The 19,335-nt window shown below is 71.5% G+C and carries 16 protein-coding genes; 8 read left to right on the top strand and 8 right to left on the bottom strand.

All coding sequences use genetic code 11. From position 1 onward, the window contains the following. Positions 1 to 11: 11 nt before the first annotated feature. From ASF39_RS15015 to ASF39_RS14990, 6 genes are all read right to left on the bottom strand, one after another. Complete coding sequence (locus ASF39_RS15015; protein WP_055889084.1) at positions 12 to 1,232, bottom strand: FAD-dependent oxidoreductase; 1,221 nt, start codon at positions 1,230 to 1,232, stop codon at positions 12 to 14. Positions 1,233 to 1,255: 23 nt separating this feature from the next. Next, positions 1,256 to 2,050 (bottom strand): ABC transporter ATP-binding protein, encoded by a 795-nt coding sequence (locus tag ASF39_RS15010; protein ID WP_056285359.1) that lies wholly within the window; start codon positions 2,048 to 2,050, stop codon positions 1,256 to 1,258. 77 nt (positions 2,051 to 2,127) lie between these two features. Beyond that, positions 2,128 to 3,000: a nitrate ABC transporter permease gene (gene ntrB, locus ASF39_RS15005; protein WP_055889077.1), complete on the bottom strand. Its 873-nt coding sequence runs from the start codon at positions 2,998 to 3,000 to the stop codon at positions 2,128 to 2,130. Continuing rightward, the gene (locus tag ASF39_RS15000) at positions 3,001 to 4,302 is read right to left on the bottom strand and encodes a CmpA/NrtA family ABC transporter substrate-binding protein (RefSeq protein ID WP_056285357.1); all 1,302 of its coding nucleotides are present in this window, start codon (positions 4,300 to 4,302) and stop codon (positions 3,001 to 3,003) included. A 331-nt stretch (positions 4,303 to 4,633) separates the two neighbouring features. After that, positions 4,634 to 5,662 carry a CmpA/NrtA family ABC transporter substrate-binding protein gene (locus ASF39_RS14995; protein ID WP_056285353.1) on the bottom strand — a complete coding sequence of 343 codons (1,029 nt, stop codon included), beginning with the start codon at positions 5,660 to 5,662 and terminating at the stop codon, positions 4,634 to 4,636. Continuing rightward, complete coding sequence (locus tag ASF39_RS14990) at positions 5,659 to 6,246, bottom strand: ANTAR domain-containing protein (RefSeq protein ID WP_055889067.1); 588 nt, start codon at positions 6,244 to 6,246, stop codon at positions 5,659 to 5,661. Before ASF39_RS14990 ends, ASF39_RS14995 begins: the two co-directional genes overlap by 4 nt. 164 nt (positions 6,247 to 6,410) lie before the next feature. Here ASF39_RS14990 and ASF39_RS14985 point away from each other — a divergent pair, with 164 nt between their 5' ends. The 7 genes from ASF39_RS14985 (at position 6,411) to ASF39_RS22590 (ending at position 17,120) form a co-directional block, all read left to right on the top strand. Next, entirely contained in the window at positions 6,411 to 7,130 is a 720-nt protein-coding gene (locus ASF39_RS14985; RefSeq protein WP_056285351.1) for a hypothetical protein, read from the top strand. A gap of 149 nt (positions 7,131 to 7,279) precedes the next feature. Then, positions 7,280 to 9,076 (top strand): glycoside hydrolase family 15 protein, encoded by a 1,797-nt coding sequence (locus ASF39_RS14980; RefSeq protein WP_056285348.1) that lies wholly within the window; start codon positions 7,280 to 7,282, stop codon positions 9,074 to 9,076. 183 nt (positions 9,077 to 9,259) lie between these two features. Beyond that, entirely contained in the window at positions 9,260 to 11,350 is a 2,091-nt protein-coding gene (gene tkt / locus ASF39_RS14975) for a transketolase (RefSeq protein WP_056285343.1), read from the top strand. A 166-nt stretch (positions 11,351 to 11,516) separates the two neighbouring features. After that, positions 11,517 to 14,369: a bifunctional transaldolase/phosoglucose isomerase gene (locus ASF39_RS14970; RefSeq protein ID WP_056285340.1), complete on the top strand. Its 2,853-nt coding sequence runs from the start codon at positions 11,517 to 11,519 to the stop codon at positions 14,367 to 14,369. Positions 14,370 to 14,603: 234 nt separating this feature from the next. Beyond that, positions 14,604 to 15,578, top strand: a complete 975-nt coding sequence (gene gnd / locus ASF39_RS14965; protein WP_056285336.1) for a phosphogluconate dehydrogenase (NAD(+)-dependent, decarboxylating) — start codon at positions 14,604 to 14,606, stop codon at positions 15,576 to 15,578. Between the two features lie 95 nt (positions 15,579 to 15,673). Continuing rightward, positions 15,674 to 16,396 (top strand): 6-phosphogluconolactonase, encoded by a 723-nt coding sequence (gene pgl, locus ASF39_RS14960; RefSeq protein WP_056285333.1) that lies wholly within the window; start codon positions 15,674 to 15,676, stop codon positions 16,394 to 16,396. A 169-nt stretch (positions 16,397 to 16,565) separates the two neighbouring features. Next, positions 16,566 to 17,120, top strand: a complete 555-nt coding sequence (locus ASF39_RS22590) for a hypothetical protein (RefSeq protein WP_056285332.1) — start codon at positions 16,566 to 16,568, stop codon at positions 17,118 to 17,120. Between the two features lie 12 nt (positions 17,121 to 17,132). Here the strand turns inward: ASF39_RS22590 and ASF39_RS14950 are convergent, their stop codons facing one another. After that, on the bottom strand, positions 17,133 to 18,236 hold the full coding sequence (locus tag ASF39_RS14950) for a 2'-deoxycytidine 5'-triphosphate deaminase (RefSeq protein ID WP_056285328.1): 1,104 nt from the start codon (positions 18,234 to 18,236) through the stop codon (positions 17,133 to 17,135). 129 nt (positions 18,237 to 18,365) lie between these two features. Further along, positions 18,366 to 18,806, bottom strand: a complete 441-nt coding sequence (locus tag ASF39_RS14945) for a hypothetical protein (protein WP_056285326.1) — start codon at positions 18,804 to 18,806, stop codon at positions 18,366 to 18,368. A gap of 133 nt (positions 18,807 to 18,939) precedes the next feature. Between ASF39_RS14945 and apaG the strand changes: the two genes are divergently transcribed. Beyond that, positions 18,940 to 19,332, top strand: a complete 393-nt coding sequence (apaG, locus tag ASF39_RS14940; RefSeq protein WP_056285323.1) for a Co2+/Mg2+ efflux protein ApaG — start codon at positions 18,940 to 18,942, stop codon at positions 19,330 to 19,332. The last annotated feature ends 3 nt before the right edge of the window (positions 19,333 to 19,335 follow it).

The raw sequence follows: 19,335 nt of genomic DNA, 5'->3' as shown, positions 1-19,335 counted from the left end.
GGTAGCCTCCATCATGCTGCCAGGGATTGAGCTTGGGGCGCCGCGCGCCCGAACATCAGGTCGTCGCGGCGGTCCGCGATGCGTTCGCCCGAGCGGATCAGGGACTTGCACCAGCCCTGTTCGGAGATGTCGCCGACGAAGACCGCGCCGATGAGCCGGTCGTCGGCGATGACGAGCTTGCGGTAGAGGCCGAGGCCGGGATCGGACATCACCACCGTCTCGGCGCCATCGGGCGCCTCGATCTGCCCGGCGGAGAACACCGGCAGGCCCGAGACCTTGAGGCTCGTCGACAGGGCGGTGCCGGCATAGGCCGCCTCCTCGCCGATGAGGTGGCGGCTCAGGGCCTCGGCCTGCTCGTAGGCCGGCTCCACGAGGCCGTAGACGAGCCCGCGATGCTCGGCACATTCGCCGAGCGCGAAGATGCGCGGGTCCGAACTCGTCATGCGGTCGTCGACCTTGATGCCGCGACCGACCTCGATCCCGGCGTCCCGGGCCAGGCCCGCGTTGGGGCGCACCCCCACCGACATCACCACGAGGTCGGCCGGCAGCACCGTGCCGTCCGAGAGGACGAGGCGCTCGACCCGGCCCTCGCCCTCGATCGTGGCGGTGTCGGCCTCGAGCAGCACCCGGATGCCGCGCGATTCCATGGCGCGTTTGACGAGGTCGGCGGCCGCGTGGTCGAGCTGGCGCTCCATCAGCCGGTCCATGACGTGGAGCAGGGTGGTGTCGACCCCGAGGCGGGCGAGGCCGACGGCCGCCTCCAGCCCGAGCAGGCCGCCGCCGATGACGATGGCCTTCGCCCCGGCCACCGCCGCCCGGCGGATCGCGGCGACGTCGGCGAGGTCGCGGAAGGTGAGGACGCCGGGCAGGTCCATGCCGGGCTTCGGCAGCCGGATCGGCAGGGAGCCGACGGCCAGCACGAGCTTGTCGAAGGGCAGGACGTGCGCCTCGCCGACGATGACCATCGCGTTCTCGCGGTCGATCTGCGTGACCGGAGCGCCGGTGATGAGGCGGATGCCGTGGCTCTCGTACCAGTCGAGGCCCCGGAAGGCGCAGGCGCCCTCGTCGACCTCGCCGCCGAGCAGCGAGGACAGCAGCACCCGGTTGTAGGCGGCCACCGGCTCGGCGCCGACCACCGTGACGTCGTAGAGGCCCGGCGCCGCCTCGGTCAGGCGTTCGAGGAAGCGCAACGAGGCCATGCCGTTGCCGATGACGACGAGACGCTCACGCATGACGGGCTCCCGCACGGTCCGCGTCAGGCCGCCACCGCCGGCTTGGCGTGGCGGGCGTAGAGGAACTCCAGCACCTCGGCGCGGGCGTGGGTGTAGGTCGGGTCCTCGACGAGTTCGAGGCGGCGGCGCGGGCGCTCGAGGTCGACCTTGAGGATCTCGCCGACCGTGGCCGAGGGGCCGTTGGTCATCATCACGATGCGGTCGGACAGCAGCACCGCCTCGTCGACGTCGTGGGTGATCATGATGACGGCGTTGCCGAGCCGCCCGTGGATCTCCATCAGCGAATCCTGAAGGTGGGCGCGGGTGAGCGCGTCGAGCGCCCCGAAGGGCTCGTCGAGCAGCAGCACCTTGGGCTCCATCGCGAGCGCCCGGGCGATGCCCACGCGCTGCTTCATGCCGCCCGAGATCTCGTTGGGCCGCCGCTCGGCCGCATGGGTCATGTTCACGAGCGCCAGGTTGTGGTCGATCCACTCGTTGCGCTCGGCCTTGGTCTTGCGGCCCTTCATCACCTTGTCCACGGCCAGCGACACGTTCTCGCGCACCGTGAGCCAGGGCAGGAGGGAATGGTTCTGGAACACCACGGCCCGGTCGGGGCCGGGGCTGTTCACCTCCTTGTCCTCCAGGAGAACCACGCCGGTGGAGGCCTTGAGCAGGCCGGCGACGATGTTGAGCACCGTCGACTTGCCGCAGCCCGAGTGCCCGATCAGCGAGACGAACTCGCCCCTGGCGATCTTCACGCTCACGTCGCGCAGCACCTCGTTGGTGCGGCCGTTGCGCGTGAAGCTGATGCCGACGTTCTCGATGCTGAGGTAGGTCATCGTGGGCTCTTCGATGTCGGAGGAAGCGGGCGTCGTCGGGGGCGTGCCCGCGGCCCGCCGGGCCGCGGGCACGGGGGTCAGGCGGCGGCGCCGCGGGTGACGAGGTTGCCGATGAAGGCCACGAAGCGGTCGAGGATGAACCCGATCACCCCGACGTAGACGAGGGCGACGATGATCTCGCTGATGTGCGAGGAATTCCACGCGTCCCAGATGAAGAACCCGATCCCGACGCCGCCGATCAGCATCTCGGCGGCCACGATGGCGAGCCAGGACAGGCCGACGCCGATGCGCAGGCCGGTGAAGATGTAGGGAGCGGCCGAGGGGAGCATGATCTTGGAGAAGAACTCGATCGGGTTGAGCTGCAGCACCGCCGAGACGTTGCGGTAGTCCTGCGGGATGTTGCGGATGCCCACGGCCGTGTTGATGATGATCGGCCAGATCGAGGTGATGAAGATCACGAAGATCGCCGAGGGCTGCCCGTCGCGAAAGGCGGCGAGCGAGAGCGGCAGCCAGGCCAGCGGCGGGATCGTGCGCAGCACCTGGAAGATCGGGTCCAGCCCGCGCATGGCCCAGTCCGACTGCCCGATCAGGGTGCCGACCAGGATGCCGACGACGGTGGCGAGGGCGAAGCCCAGGGCGACGCGCTGGATGCTGGCGGAGATGTGCCAGAACAGGCCCTTGTCGGTGCCGCCGTTGTCGTAGAACGGGTTGACGATGATGTCCCAGGCCTCGGTGACCACGCGCGAGGGCGGCGGCAGGCCGGCGCCGGGGCGCGAGCACAAGAGCTCCCAGATCACCAGGAAGGCGATCATCACCACCACGGGCGGGATCAGGTTGGCGGCCATCCCCCGCAGGGACGCCGCGGTGATGAACGGCGCCCGCGGTGCCTTCTCCGCGGCCTTGGCGGCGATGCCCGGCGCGGTGACGCCGATGGTGGAGGTGGTGGCCATTTAAGCGGTCCTCTTGATGCCGAGGCTGGCGAGGTAGGCGGCGGGATCGGCCGGATCGAACACCTTGCCGTCGAAGAAGGTCTCCTTGCCGCGCGAGGTCGAGGCCGGGATCGCGGTGACGCCGAGCGCCTTGGCGGCCTCGCGCCAGAGGTCCTCGCGGTTGACCTTGGCGATGAGCGCCTTGGTGTCGGTCTGCGCGTCGAACTTGCCCCAGCGGATGTCCTCGGTGAGGAACCAGAGGTCGTGGGACTGGTAGGGGTAGGAGGAATTGTCGGCGAAGAACTTCATGATGTGCGGGCTGTTCTCGACCACGCGGCCGTCGCCGTAGTCGATGGTGCCCTTCATGCGGCCGGCCACGTCGCCGACGGGGATGTTGATCCACTGGCGCTTGGCGACGATGGCGGCGAACTCGTCGCGGTTCTCGGGCTTGTCGCACCACATCTGCGCCTCGAGCACCGCCATCAGCAGCGCCCTGGTCGCGATCGGGTTCTTCTCCACCCAGGAGGTGCGCATGGCGAAGGCCTTCTCGGGGTGGTCCTTCCAGAGTTCGCCGGTGGTGAGCGCGGTGTAGCCGAGCCCCTGCTGCACGAGCTGGGCGTTCCACGGCTCGCCGACGCAGAAGCAGTCCATCGTGCCGACCTTCATGTTCGCCACCATCTGGGGCGGGGGCACGACGATGGTCTCGATGTCCTTGTCCGGGTCGATGCCGCCGGCCGCCATCCAGTAGCGGATCCAGAGATCGTGGGTGCCGCCGGGGAAGGTCATGGCCGCCTTGGCCGACTTGCCGGCGGCGCGCTTCTTCTCGACGGCCGCCTTGAACACCTTGGAATCGAGCCCGACCTTCTGCTCGAGGTATTCCTTGGCCACCGAGATGCACTGGCCGTTGGTGTTGAGCCGCGCCAGGATCTGCATCGGCACGGGGACGTTGTTCTGCGTCACGCGGCCGGCGGTGATGAGGTAGGGCATCGGCGTCAGGATGTGGGCGCCGTCGATGCCGTTGCCCTCCGAGCCCAGCACGAGGTTGTCGCGGGTGGTGCCCCAGGAGGCCTGCTTGAGCACCTCGACGTCGGGCATGCCGTGCTTGGCGAAGAAGCCCTTCTCCTTGGCGACGAACAGCGGGCCGGCATCGGTGAGCGCGATGAAGCCGAGCTTGGCGCCCTTGACCTCCGGCCCCGCGCCTTGCGCGAAGGCGCCGCCGGGAAGGGCGGCCCGGGCGGCGGCGGCCACCGAGAGGGCGGCGGCCGCCCCCTTCAGGAGGCTGCGCCGGCTTGTGGGGCGGTCATGTTGAAAACTGTCACCCATCGAACCGCAGACTCCCTCGTGAAGATCGCCAAACAAAAAACCGCCGCCCAGCGCCGATCGTCGGCAGCAGCGGATGCGCGCCAACGGAAGACTTGGGTCAGCGGCTTTGCCGACGGATACGCCCATCGCCTTTGACGGACCGGGGGGAGGCTTGCAGATCGCGTGCCAACCGCCGTGAGCGGCCGATTCCAGTCGCGGACGGCAGCGCAAGGGGGGCACGGCGACGGCGGGCGCCGCCTCGCCCGGTCTCGGCGTCTTGAGTGCGCTGCACAAAAGCCGGGCAGGCTGCCGGTGTGCCGTGCAGAAAGGCATCCGGCGTTGCGTGACGGACTCAGGCGATCCCGGTCGCGAGGGCGTCGTCGTAGAGGTCGGGCCGGTAGATCGCGGCGGCGACCTCGGCCGCGCCTGCGGTCGGGACGACCTGGCCGGCCCGCCGCATCGCATCGAGGCACCAGAGCGCGTGGGCGGGATCGGGCCTTTGCGCGCCCTCCCCGAACACGATGAAACGCGGATCGACCCTGACGGCACCGTCGGCGCCCGAGATCGGGGTTCCCGCCAGGGCATGCCCCAGTACGGTGGGATCGACGCCGAGGACGTCGCGCGCGGACAGCAGCGCGGCCAGCTGCGCGCGGTTGCCCGGCTCCTGGCACCAGAGCCCGGCCCGGCGCAGGGCCCGCACCAGCGGCAGGCTGATCTCGGTCTCGCTGGCGGGCAGGGCCAGCACCTTTTCCGGGCAATCGGCGATGAGTTCGCTGCCCAGGACCGCGACCCGCCCGTAGCCGGCGGCGGCCGCGACGCTGTTCCAGGGGCTGCCGACGCAGAACCCGTCGATGAGCCGGCGCTGCAGCGCCTCGGCGATCTGCGGCGGCGGGATCACCACGAGGTGGACGCCCTCGTCCAGGTCGAGGCCGCCGAGTTCGGCGAAGCGCCGGAGCTGGTAGGTGTGGCTGGAGAACGGGTGCACGGTGCCGATGACGAGCGGCCTGCCCTCCCCCGACCGGCGCCGGGCGACGCCGGCGAAGGCCCGGGCCACGGTGCCCGCGTCGCTGCCGTCGGTGACGGCCATCGCCTCCCAGACCGGCATCGACACGGTGATGGCGTTGCCGTTGAGGTTGAGCGCGATCGGCACGATCAGCGGCGTCTCCAGGCCGCTGAGGCCGAGCGCGCTCGCCACCGCCAGCGGCGCCAGCATGTGCGCCCCGTCGAGGTGGCCGAGCGCCAGCCTGTCGCGCAGGGTCGCCCAGGACGGCACCGGCACGAGGTCCACGGCGAGCCCCTCCTGGGCCGTGAAGCCGAGCTTCACCGCCGCGATCAGCGCGGCCGCATCGAGGAGCGGGACGTAGCCGATCTGGAGCCTCATCCGAGCATGTCCGCGGCGGTGACGATGGCCCGGGCGATGTCCGCCATCCGCCGCTTCTCGTTCATGGCCTTGCGCCGCATCATCTTGTAGGCCTCCTCCTCGCCGAGGCCGCGGGCGGCCATGAGGATGCCCTTGGCGCGTTCGATGACCTTGCGGTCGGCCAGTTCCTCGCGGGCCTCGGACAATTCGCGCTGCAGCCGGGCGAAGGCGTTGAAGCGCAGGATCGCGATGTCGAGGATCGAGCGGATGCGCTGGGGCTGCAGCCCGTCGACCACGTAGGCCGAGATGCCGGCATCCACCGCCGCCTGCATCATCGGCACGTCGGAGCGGTCGACGAACATCGCCACCGGCCGTTCGACGTGGCGCGACAGGCCCGACATCTGTTCGAGGATGTCCCGGCTCGGACTCTCCAGGTGGATGACCACCACGTCCGGCCGCAGGGCCGCCACCTGCGCGGGCAGGTCGGCACTGTCGGACAGGATGACGACGCGCTCCACCCCCGCCGCCCGCAGCCCCTCCTCGAGGATCGCGGCGCGGGCGTGGCTCGGGTCGATCACGGCGACGGTGAGGGTGGTCTCGGTCATCGAAGCCAGGGGGCAAGAGGGGACGCCCGCCCCTCGCTGCGCGGCATCCATAGGCGACGGCTCGGCGGTTCCGCAAGTTACGGTCGGGCAAGCAAACGGCCCCGCTTCCGCCGCAAACCGCGGGCTCTATCGCCGCAGGCGCAAGCACCGGAGGGTCGGACGAGATGGCGAGGCGGAACGGGCCAAGCATCGGGCCATGCACCGGGCCGGACGCGTTCGCCGGAGCGCCGTCGGCCGGCGCGACCCTGCCGTTCCTGCCCACCCTCGTCGTCGCCGCCGTGATCGGACTGACCGCGGTGTGCTGGGAGTCGATGCCCGCGACCGGCCCCTCCGAGCCGGCCGCCACAGTCTCCACATCGGTCTCGTCCGATGCCCCGGCGCTGCCGCGCATGGCCCGCCTGCCCCTCGGCGCGGCCGAGCCTTCGGTGGCCGTTCTCGACCAGGACCGGACCGGGGCCGTCGCCACCTTCGCCGCGTTCACGCCCCTGGTGCCGTCCGTGACGGTCGCCCGCGTCGCCGCGCGACCGGTCAGGATCGCCGCCCCACATATCGCCGTCCCCCAAATCCCCGCATCCCTCGGCCGCTGCGGCGGGGACCGCTGCCGCGAGGCGCCGGCGCAGACAGCGGCGACGTCGCCGCGCCGGCACCCGGCCGCCCCCGTCGTTCCGGCCGAGGCGCAGCCGTTCGCGGCCGCCGTGGTCGAGGCCGAGGCCGCCGACGAGGCGCTGCCGGAGCGCCTGCTGCCCTTCGCCCCGACGCTGGCGCCCACGATCCGCGCCGTCCGGCGCACCGTTGGCTTCGTCGGGGCCCAGGCCGCCGCCCTCCGGACCGAGGCCGTCGCCATCGGCGGTGCGGTCGGCGATCTCGTGGGCGACCTGCGCTGAGCGGCCGGCGCTCCGGCGCCGCCCTTCGCGCGACATCATCCCTGCCATTCCCCCTGCGGTCTGGACCCGCTCGCCCCCGAGACCTACCTGGACGCGGGACGACGGCGCTCGCGGACGGGCTGGCCCCGTGAGCGACGCCGAGGGCATGGATGGCAGGACGGATCGAGGATTACGCGCTCGTCGGCGACGGCCGCACGGCGGCTCTGATCGGGCGCAGGGGCAGCGTCGACTGGCTGTGCTGGCCGCGGTTCGATTCGTCCGCCTGCTTTGCCGCGCTCCTCGGCACCGAGGATCACGGCTTCTGGTCGCTTTTCCCCGTCGAGGCCGACGCGGTGGAGTCGCGGGCCTACCGCAGCGGCAGCCTCGTCCTGGAGACCTGCTACGCGACCCCCACCGGCGAGGTCCGGGTCACCGACTACATGCCGGCCAACGACGGCTCCCACCTCGTGCGCATCGTCGAGGGTCTCACCGGCTCCGTGGCGATGCGGATGCGGCTCTCGGTGCGGTTCGACTACGGGCTCGCCGTCCCGTGGGTCTCCCACAACGAGCTCGGTGACCTGAGGGCCATCTCGGGACCGCACAAGGTGGTGCTGCGCACCCCCGTGCCGCTGCGCGGCGAGGACCAGACCACGGTCGCGGACTTCGCTGTCGCGGCGGGGGAGAGCGTCGCCTTCACCCTCAGCTACGGCCTCTCGCACGAGGACGATCCGCCCCCCATCGAGCCGCGCAAGGTGCTGTTCGAGACCGACCGCTACTGGCGCGACTGGTCGATCCGCTGCGCCCGCGGCACCCCCTGGGACGAGGTCCTGCAACGGTCGCTCCTGACCCTCAAGGCGCTGATCTACCAGCCCACCGGCGGGATCGTGGCGGCGCCCACCACTTCCCTGCCGGAGGAGCTCGGCGGCGTGCGCAACTGGGACTACCGCTACTGCTGGCTGCGCGATTCCACCTTCACCCTGATCGCGCTGATGGACGGCGGCTACATCGACGAGGCCCGCGCCTGGCGCGACTGGCTGGTGCGGGCGGTGGCCGGCAACCCGGAGCAGGCCCACATCCTCTACGGCATCGCCGGCGAGCGCATGCTGCCCGAGATCGAGCTCGACTGGCTGCCCGGCTACGAGGGCGCCAAGCCCGTGCGGATCGGCAACGCCGCGGTCGACCAGTTCCAGCTCGACGTCTACGGCGAGATCTTCGATGCGCTGTTCCAGGCGCGCCAGCGCGGGCTCCTGGGCGACCGCGACGGCTGGCGGGTCGGCCTCGCCCTCCTGCGCCATCTCGAGACGGTCTGGACCGAGCCCGACGAGGGCATCTGGGAGGTGCGCGGCGGGCGCCGGCACTTCGTCCATTCCAAGGTCATGGCCTGGGTCGCCTTCGACCGGGCGATCCGGGCCTACGAGGACGGTGACGCCCCCGACGCCCCGGTGGACCGCTGGCGCGCCACCCGCGACCGCATCCATGCGGAGGTCTGCCAGAAGGGCTTCGATCCCGAGCTCGGCAGCTTCGTACAGTTCTACGGCGGCAAGAGCCTCGATGCGAGCCTGCTGCTCATCGCCCTCGTGGGGTTCCTGCCCCAGGACGACCCGCGTGTGGTCGGCACGGTGGCGGCGATCGGCCGGACCCTGATGCGCGACGGCCTCGTCCTGCGCTATGACACCGAGGATCAGGCCACCGACGGCCTGCCCGGCGGCGAGGGGGCGTTCCTGCCCTGCAGTTTCTGGTATGCCGACAATCTCATCGGCCTCGGCCGCCGGGAGGAGGCGCGCGCCATGATCGAGCGGCTCATCGGTCTCAGCACCGATCTCGGGCTGCTGTCCGAGGAATACGACGTGGAGGCCAAGCGGCTCGTGGGCAATTTCCCTCAGGCTTTCAGCCACGTCACCCTCGTGAACACGATCCTGAACTATGCGCGTGCCGCCGGACCTGCCAAGGAGCGGTGCGAGGGGTGAGACCACGCCCGCGGCCGGCCCGATCGGCCGAGGCGTCTCTTTGACGGACGCGTCTCATGGATGGACGCGTCCCGGGGTGAAGGACATCGCGGCGCGGGTGCCGCATGCATGGGGACCTGATGCACGGGGATCCGGGCGAGCCGCCCGGCGCCGCCGCGTGCAGAAGAACGGAAAGACTGAGACATGAGCGGAGCCGACACCAAGCCCACGGGCGCCTTGAGCGAGATCGACAAGCTCTCGATCGATACGATCCGGACGCTGGCGATCGACGCGGTGCAGAAGGCCAATTCCGGGCACCCGGGCGCCCCGATGGCGCTCGCCCCCGTCGCCTACACCCTGTGGAACCGCTACCTGCGCTACGATCCGGCGCATCCGCACTGGCCCAACCGCGACCGCTTCGTGCTGTCGGCCGGCCACGCCTCCATGCTGCTCTACGCGCTGCTGCATCTGGCCGGCGTGGCGGAGACGGACGGCGGCAACGCGCCGGCTGTGAGCCTCGAGGACATCAAGAACTTCCGCCAGCTCGACTCGAAGACGCCGGGCCACCCGGAGTACCACTTCACCACCGGCGTCGAGACCACCACCGGGCCGCTCGGCCAGGGGGTCGCCAACTCGGTGGGCATGGCCATCGGCGGGCGCTTCCTCGGCGAGACCCTGAACCGGCCCGACCTGCCGCTAATCGACTACAACGTCTACGCCATCTGCTCGGACGGGGACCTGATGGAGGGCGTGGCCGCCGAGGCCGCCTCCATCGCCGGGCATCTGCGCCTGTCGAACCTGTGCTGGATCTACGACAACAACACCATCACCATCGAGGGCCATACCGAGCTCGCCTTCTCCGAGGAGGTGGCGACGCGCTTCCTCGCCTACGGCTGGCAGGTGCTGCGGGTGGCGGACGCCAACGACGTGCACGCCATCGCCGGCGCCCTGGAGACCTTCCTGCAGTCCGGCGACCGGCCGACCCTCATCGTGGTCAACTCGGTGATCGGGTTCGGCGCACCAAGCAAGCAGAACACCTCCAAGGCCCATTCCGACGCTCTCGGCGAGGAGGAGGCCCGGGGCGCCAAGCGCGCCTACGGCTGGCCCGAGGACGCGCAGTTCCTCGTGCCCGACGGGGTCGTCGAGAACTTCCGGGCCGGAATCGGCGAGCGGGGGGCGGCGCTCTATGCCGATTGGGAGGGCTTCCTCGCCGAGGCCAAGGCCTCCGATCCGGCGCTGGCCGAGGAGATCGCCGCCATCCACGAGGGCCGTCTGCCCGAGGGCTGGGACAGCGACATCCCGGTCTTCCCGGCCGACGCCAAGGGCATGGCCACCCGCGAATCCTCGGGCAAGGTCCTCAACGCGATTGCCAAGAACCTGCCCCATCTCCTTGGCGGGTCTGCCGATCTGGCCCCCTCCAACAAGACCAAGCTCGAGTTCGAAGGCGCCGGCACCCTGTCGCCGTTCGATCCGGGCGGCCGCAACATCCACTTCGGCGTGCGCGAGCATGCGATGGGCTCGATCGTGAACGGCCTCGGCCTCGTCGGCCTCCGGGCCTACGGCGCCACCTTCCTGGTGTTCGCCGACTACATGCGCCCGCCGATCCGCCTCGCGGCCCTGATGGAGCTGCCGGTCTTCCACGTGTTCACGCACGATTCCATCGGCGTCGGCGAGGACGGGCCGACCCACCAGCCGGTGGAGCAGCTCCTGAGCCTGCGCTGCATCCCCGGCCTCGTCACCCTGCGCCCGGCCGACGCCAACGAGGTGTCGGAGGCCTATCGGGTGATCATGGGCCTGAAGAACCAGCCGGCGGTCCTGGCCCTCTCGCGCCAGCCGCTGCCGACCCTGGACCGGACCCGCTTCGCGAGTGCCGCCGGCGTCGCCCGGGGCGCCTACGTGCTGGCGGGCGGCGACGACACGCCCGACGTCATCCTGATCGGGACGGGCAGCGAGGTGCAGCTCTGCATCGGCGCCTACGAGGCGCTGACGGCGGACGGGGTGAAGGCCCGCGTCGTCTCGATGCCGTCCTGGGACCTGTTCGAGCGCCAGACGCAGGCCTACCGCGACGCGGTGCTGCCGTCGCGGGTTCTCGCCCGCGTCGCGGTGGAACAGGGCTCCGCGATCGGCTGGGACCGCTACGCCGGCTCGGCCGGCACGATCATCGGCATGCACACCTTCGGCTCGTCCGCGCCGATCAAGGACCTCCAGACCAAGTTCGGCTTCACGCCGGACAAGGTGCTGCAGGCCGCGCGGGACCAGATCGCCAAGCACCAGATCGCCAAGCACAGGACGTAGCGAGACGTCCCTCCCCCCTGTGGGGAGGGGCCGGGGGTGAGGGTGGTTCCGCCGTCCCGGATGTCGGGGGCACCCGGCCACCCCCACCTCCCTCCTCCTCCCCACCAGGGGGAGGAGAGGCGCCAGGCCCCCGTTCGGCCTGGTCACGAAGAAACAGGAGACCGGCATGAACCCGCTCAAGGCACTCTTCCCCGAACAGGGCCAGGCCGTGTGGCTCGACTTCGTCGCGCGCGGCTTCATCGCCGACGGCCGCCTCAAGGCCCTGGTGGACGGCGACGGCCTGCGCGGCGTCACCTCCAACCCGTCGATCTTCGAGAAGGCGATCGGCGATTCCACCGAATACGACGGGGCCCTGAAGGCGGTGATGGACGGGGGCGACAGCCGCGTCGTCGACCTCTACGAGGGCTGCGCCATCGCCGACATCCAGGCGGCCGCCGACGTGCTGCGCCCGGTCTACGAGGCGAGCGACGGGGCCGACGGCTACGTCAGCCTCGAGGTCTCGCCCTACCTCGCCCTGAGCACCGAGGACACCCTCGAGGAAGCCCGGCGCCTGCACGCCACGGTCGCCCGCGACAACCTGATGGTGAAGGTGCCGGCCACCCCCGCCGGCATCCCGGCGATCCAGGCGCTCACCGCCGAGGGCATCAGCGTCAACGTCACCCTGCTGTTCGGGCAGGACGCCTACGAGCAGGTGGCGCGCGCCTTCGTCGCCGGCCTCCGGGCCTTCGCCGACAAGGGCGGCGACGTCTCCCGGGTGGCGAGCGTCGCCAGCTTCTTCATCAGCCGCATCGACGTGGCGGTCGACAAGGCGCTGGACGAGGCGATCGCCCGGACCGAGGGCGCCGACGAGAAGGCGGCGCTGGAGGCCCTGAAGGGCAAGGTCGCGATCGCCAACGCCAAGCTCGCCTACCAGCGCTACAAGCGCATCGTCGCCGAGCCGGCCTGGCAGGCCCTGGCGGCCAGGGGCGCCAAGCCGCAGCGCCTGCTCTGGGCCTCCACCGGCACCAAGAACAAGGCCTATTCCGACGTGCTCTACGTCGAGGAGCTGATCGGCCCCGACACCGTCAACACCATGCCGCCGGCCACCATGGACGCGTTTCGCGACCACGGCACCGTGCGCGCCGCCATCGAGGAGGACGTCGCGGGCGCAAGAGCCGTGATGGCGAGCCTCGCCGCCGCCGGGATCGACATCGACGCGATCACGACAAGGCTCGTCGAGGAGGGCGTGCAGCTCTTCATCGACGCCGCCGACAAGCTCCTGGGCGCGGTGGCGGCCAAGCGCGCCGACCTGCTCGGGCCCAAGCTCGACGGCCAGACCCTGGTCCTCGACGACGCCATCGGCGGCCACGCCCGCAAGGCGGTGGAGGCCTGGCGCGCGTCCGGCGCGATCCGCCGGCTCTGGGCCCGCGACAAGACCCTCTGGAGCGACACCGACGAGGACAAATGGCTGTCCTGGCTGCGCATCGTCGAGGACGAGCTCGCCCATGTGTCCGACTACGCCGCCTTCGCCGAGGACGTGCGCCAGACCGGGTTCACCGACGTGGTGGTGCTCGGCATGGGCGGGTCGAGCCTCGGGCCCGAGGTGCTGGCCGAGACCTACGGCGCGCGCGAGGGCTACCCGAGCTTGCGCATCCTCGATTCCACCGATCCCGACCAGGTCCGGCAGGTCGAGGCGGCCGTCACCCTGGAGACGACGCTGTTCGTCGTGGCGAGCAAGTCCGGCTCGACCCTCGAGCCCAACGTGTTCCGCGACTATTTCCTCGGCCGGATGAAGGCGCTGGTGGGGGCGCGGGCGGGCGCGCATTTCGTGGCCGTGACCGATCCCGGCTCGGCCATGGAGGCGGCGGCCAAGGCCGACGGCTTCCGCAAGGTGTTCTACGGCGTCAAGCAGATCGGCGGGCGCTATTCGGTGCTCTCGGCCTTCGGGCTGGTGCCGGCCGCCGCCTCGGGCATCGACGTCGAGGCCTTCCTGAACACCGCCCGGACGATGGTGCGCTCCTGCGGCCCGGCCGTGCCGCCGGCCCAGAACCCCGGCGTGCTGCTGGGGACGGCGCTGGGCGCGGCCGCCCTGCAGGCGGGGCGCGACAAGGTCACCTTCATCGCCTCGCCGGGCATCGACACCTTCGGGGCCTGGGCCGAGCAGCTCATCGCCGAATCCACCGGCAAGGAGGGCAAGGGCCTGATCCCCATCGACGGCGAGCCGGTGGACGTGCCGGCGGTCTACGGCCGCGACCGCATCTTCGTGTACCTGCGCCTCGACAATCGCGCCGACCCCTACCAGGACGAGGCGGTGCGCAACCTCGAGCGCGAGGGGCATCCGGTCGTCCACATCACGATGGCCAACGAGGAGCAGCTGCCGCAGGAGTTCTTCCGCTTCGAGATGGCCACCGCCGTGGTCGGCGCGATGATGGGCATCAACCCGTTCGACCAGCCCGACGTCGAGGCGAGCAAGATCGAGACGAAGAAGCTGTTCGACGCGGCCGAGCGCGACGGCGCCCTGCCCGCCGAGACGCCGCTGTTTGCCGACGACACCATCGCCCTCTACGCCGACCCCGCCAACGCCGGGGCGCTGCCCGCGGCGGCCGAGGGGCTGGAGGCGGCCATCGCCACCCATCTCGCCCGGGTGAAGGACGGCGACTACGTGGCGCTTCTGGCCTATGTCGCGCGCACCGAAGGGCATCGGGCCATCCTGCAGGACGCCAGGGTGCGGCTGCGCGACACTCGCAAGGTCGCCACCTGCCTCGAGTTCGGGCCGCGCTTCCTCCACTCCACCGGCCAGGCCTACAAGGGCGGGCCCGACACCGGCGTGTTCCTCCAGATCACCGCCGACCCGGCGCAGGACCTCCCCATTCCCGGCCGCACCCTCGGGTTCGGGACGGTGGTGGCGGCCCAGGCGCGGGGCGACTTCTCGGTGCTGGCCGAGCGCGGGCGCCGGGCCCTGCGGGTCCACATCAAGGGCGGCGACGTCGAGGCGGGATTGAAGCGCATCGCGGCGGCGATCAAGGCGGCTCTGGTCTGACCAGGCCGGGGCTATCCACCGCGGTCCGGTCGTTCCCCTCCACCACCTCGTCCCGAGGTGCCCGCCTCGGCGGGCCTCGAAGGAGGGCTCCAGGGACGACGGCGCGAACGGGAGGGCTCCTTCGAGGCCTTCGCTTCGCTGCGGCGCCTCGGGGACGGGCGGATCGGTAGGACAAGGGTTGGCACGCATCGTGGGCCGCAGGGTCCATGATGCTTCCTCAGAGGGAGATCACCCATGCAACTCGGTATGATCGGTCTCGGCCGGATGGGCGGCAATATCGTCCGGCGGCTCATGCGCGACGGGCACACGGCGGTGGTGTTCGACCGGGACCCCGATGCGGTCGCGGCCCTGGTGGCCGAGGGGGCGACCGGCGCCGACAGCCTGGACGACCTCGTCGCCAAGCTCGACGCCCCCCGTGCCGCCTGGGTGATGCTGCCGGCCGGCGAGATCACGGACGGCACGGTGACCCGGCTCGGCGCCCTGATGGCGGCCGACGACATCGTCATCGACGGCGGCAACTCCTTCTACAAGGACGATGTGCGCCGCGCCGCCGACCTGAAGCCGAAGGGCATTTCCTACGTCGACGTCGGCACCTCGGGCGGGGTCTGGGGGCTGGAGCGCGGCTATTGCATGATGATCGGCGGCGAGACCGCCGCCGTCGAGCGCCTCGACCCGATCTTCCGCACTCTCGCTCCCGGCGCCGGCGCCATCCCCAAGACGCCGGGCCGCGAGGGCCGCGACCCGCGCGCCGAGCAAGGCTACATCCATGCCGGCCGGAGCGGGGCCGGCCATTTCGTCAAGATGGTCCACAACGGCATCGAGTACGGGCTGATGCAGGCCTACGCCGAGGGGTTCGACATCCTCCGGCATGCCGACTCCCCGGACCTGGCCGAGGCGCACCGGTTCGACCTCGATCTGGGCGACATCGCCGAGGTCTGGCGCCGGGGCAGCGTGGTCTCGTCCTGGCTCCTCGACCTCACCGCCGGGGCGCTGGCGGCCGACGAGACCCTGGCCGGGTTCTCCGGCTTCGTCGCCGATTCCGGGGAAGGGCGCTGGACGCTCAATGCGGCCATCGAGGAATCGGTGCCCGCCAACGTGCTCTCGGCGGCCCTCTACGCCCGCTTCCGCTCCCGCGAGGACGCCTCCTACGCCGACAAGCTGCTCTCGGCGATGCGGAAGGGCTTCGGCGGGCACCGGGAGCCGACCTGAGCGTCGTCCCGCCGAAGATCACTCCAATTGCCCATGCCGGCGATCCCGGGGCATCGGCAATCCAGCCTCACTCGGCCTCAGCGAGGTGCTTCGCGATGATCCCCCTCCCCCAGGGCACGGTCCTGTTCGACGACGCCGACGCGGTGGCCAGGGCCGCCGCCGACCACCTGCGGGCCCTGTGCGCCTCGGCGCCGCACGGGCGCATCGCCGTGTGCCTGTCGGGCGGCTCGACGCCCCGGCGTCTCTACACGGCGCTCGCCGGGGCGGAGTATGCCGACCTCCCCTGGTCGCGCCTGCACTGGTTCTTCGGCGACGACCGCGCCGTGGCTGCCGAGGATGACCTGAGCAACGTCCGCATGGCGCGCGAGGCCTTCGGGCCGGCGAGCGCCATCCCCGCCGGCCAGTTCCATCCGATCCCGATGGCGGACGGCCCGCAGGCCGCCGCCGGCCGCTACGAGGCGGCGCTCAAGGCGTTCTACGGTGCCGAGACCCTCGATCCGGCTCGCCCCCTGTTCGACCTCGTCCTGCTCGGTCTCGGCGAGGACGGCCACGTCGCCTCGCTGTTTCCCGGCCAGCCCGCCCTGGAGGAGACCACGGCCTGGGTGGTGGCGGTGCCCGAGGCCGGGATGACCCCGTTCGTGCCCCGCGTCAGCCTGACCTTTCCCGCCCTGGCTTCCGCCCGTTCGGTGCTGCTCCTCGTCAGCGGGCCGGGAAAACGCGACCCGCTCGCGCGGCTGGCGGCGGGCGAGGACCTGCCGGCCGCCCGTGTCCGCGGGCCGGTGCGATGGTTCGTCGACCGTGCCGCGGCCGACGTCTAGAGTCTCCGGCTGCGTCGGCGACCGGTGAGGGCGGTGCGCTCCAAGTCCGGCGGAAGTTTCGTCAGTCGACGGCTTGTCCATGTCGGTTTACCGTCCAGAAATTGACTCGTCTCCGGCGGCTCTATAGTTCCGTCAGTCATAGCGATGACAATGCGGGCGGGGGCTCGGCATGGCGGGACACAGTCAGGACGAGGCGGACCTCGACATCTCGCGGCGCTGGCGCCTTCCGTTCGGGCGACGGCTCGCCGCCGGTCCGCTGCGTTCGGTGTCGCGGCGCCGGCCGTTGGAGCGTCTGATCGTTCCGGCGCTCGTCGCGGTCGCGGTGGTGTCGGCCCTGGCGATCCCGTCCTTCGTCGGGCGAAAGCCGGTCCTCACCGCCGCCGCCCAACCCGAGGTGAAGCGGATCGAGCCGCGCCCCGTGGCCGTCGTCCCCATCGCCAGGCCGGCGCCGGGTCAGCCCCCGGCTGCGATGCCGCCGGTTCGGACGGCGGTGGCCGTCGATCCATCCAAACCCGCTGCCCCGGCGCCGACTCCCTCCGTCGTCTCGCCTCCGGCAACTCCGCTCGCGGTGCCGCCGCCCGCCAGAACGGCCGCGCGGCCGGCGCCCCCGCCCCTCAGCCTCGACATGCTGCCGGTCCTGGCCGGCGATCCGGCCGTGTCGGAGGTCGAGGCCGCGAAGCCGCCCGCCCGCAAGGGGCCGGTCCAGCGCCCGGCGGTTCCCTGAGGGCGGTCGTCCTCAGACGAAGTGCTTCGACAGCTTGAGGCCCTGGGCCTGGTAGTTCGAGCCGGCCCCGGAGCCGTAGAGGGTGGTCGGAACCTGCGCCATGCGCTCGTAGACGAGGCGGCCCACCACCTGTCCGTCCTCGAGCAGGAACGGCACGTCGCGCGAGCGCACCTCGAGCACCGCCCGCGCGCCGGCGCCGCCGGCGCTGGCATGGCCGAAGCCGGGATCGAAGAAGCCGGCGTAATGCACCCGGAATTCGCCCACCAGCGGATCGAACGGCACCATCTCGGCGGCGTGGTCGGGCGGCACCTGCACCGCCTCCTTCGAGGCCAGGATGTAGAACTGGCCCGGATCGAGGATGAGCGCGCGCGACGCGTCCGCCGGGATCGGCTCCCAGAAATCGGCCACCCTGTGGCGGCCCGGCGCATCGACGTCGACGAGGCCGGTATGGCGCCGCGCCCGGTAGCCGATCAGCCCGTCGAAGCCGGAGAGGTCCACCGAGACGGCGACACCCCCCTGGAACGAAGGCGCGGCGCTGTTCACCACCGGCGAGCGGGCATGGAGGGCGGCGAGTTCGGTGTCGGTGAGCCGGACCTCGCCGCGCCGGAAGCGGATCTGCGACAGGCGCGAGCCGGTGCGCACCTTCACCGGGAAGGTGCGCGGCGAGATCTCGGCATAGAGCGGGCCGTGGTAGCCGGCCTCGACCTGGTCGAAGGCGGCCCCCCCGTCGGTGATGACCCGGGTGAAGACGTCGATGCGCCCGGTGGAGCTCTTGGGGTTGGCGCCGGCCGAGATGTCGGGGGGCAGGGCGAGGCCCTCCTGCAACTCGGCGATGAAGACGCAGCCGGTCTCCAGGACGGCGCCGCCGGTCAGGTCCATCTCGTGCAGGGCGAAGGCCTCGATGCAGGAGGCCACCGCGCGGTTGCCCGGCAGGAAGCTGGTGCGGACCCGGTAGACCCGGCTCCCGAGCCGCAGGTCGAGGCTGGCCGGCTGGATTTGGTCGTGGGCGAAGGGCGTGGCGGGGAGGATGCCGCCGGCCTCGGTCAAGGCGGCGATGCCCTGCGCCGACAGGATGCCGGGGACGGTCGGGGCCTGGGACTCGCGCCGTGTGCTCATGCCGTTCAGCCCGCGTTCCCGTCCGGCCCGGTCGGTGGGCCGGCAAGCCTTTCCCCACCCGAGCCCTTCCCCACCTAGGCGGCAGAACGCTTAAATCCCCGTAAACCGCGTTTACCCGCGGGCGTCCGGTCAGGGTTCGGGATCGTCGGCGGTCTCCCCGGCGAGAATCCGGCGCACGATGGCCAGGCGCGCGATGCCGCCCATCGCCAGGAGGCCGGCCACGAGGCTCGCCATCACCGGAAATCCCTCCCCCCAGGCGATCGCGGCGGCGGCCAGCGCGACGGCCACCGCCGGCACGGCGCGATCGGGCAGCAGGATGAGCGAGGCCATCGCCATCGCCCCGTGGCCGGGGCTGCGGCGGGCCGCGATGCGCCCGGCCAGGCGACCGAGCCCGTCGACCAGAAGCGCCCCGATCAGGGCGCCGGCGGGCCAGCGGTTGCCCTCGGGATCGACCCAGGCGAACCCGAGGGCGAGACCGCCGAGGCCGAGCGCCCCGAGGAGCGCGTCGAAGGGGACGAGCCGCACCGGGGCCATGTCGGTCGGCGCGATGGGCCGGGTCTCCTGACGCACGGATTGGGTCCTCGGCGGGGATCGGTCGCCGTACCGATTGACGCGGTTTTCGGGCGGACGTACCACGGCATCACATCCCTGTCGCGTTGGCGGCGCGAGCCCGGACGATGCGGGTCAGGAGCTTCTTTCAGCCATGTACAAGGCCCAGACGCGCGGCATCAGCGTGACCGTCGAGCCCCGCTTCGTGGAGGAGGAATCCTCCCCGAGCGAGAGCCGCTACTTCTTCGCCTACACCGTCGAGATCGTGAACAACGGCTCCGAGCCGGTGCAGCTGCGCTCGCGCCACTGGCGCATCATCGACGGGCGCGGCGCCTGCCAGGAGGTGCGCGGCGCCGGGGTCGTCGGCAAGCAGCCGGTGCTCGATCCGGGCGAATCGTTCAGCTACACCAGCGGCTGCCCGCTCACGACGCCGGACGGGCTCATGGCCGGCAGCTACACCATGGCGACACACGCCGGCGAAAGCTTCGAGGCCGAGATCCCGGCCTTCTCCCTCGATTCGCCGCACGTCCGTCGCAGCGTCCACTGACCG

The sequence above is a fragment of the Methylobacterium sp. Leaf108 genome, assembly GCF_001423265.1.
Lineage (GTDB): Bacteria > Pseudomonadota > Alphaproteobacteria > Rhizobiales > Beijerinckiaceae > Methylobacterium.
The sequence above is the reverse complement of the archived record's forward strand: the minus strand, read 5'-3'. Positions and strand labels throughout refer to the sequence as shown.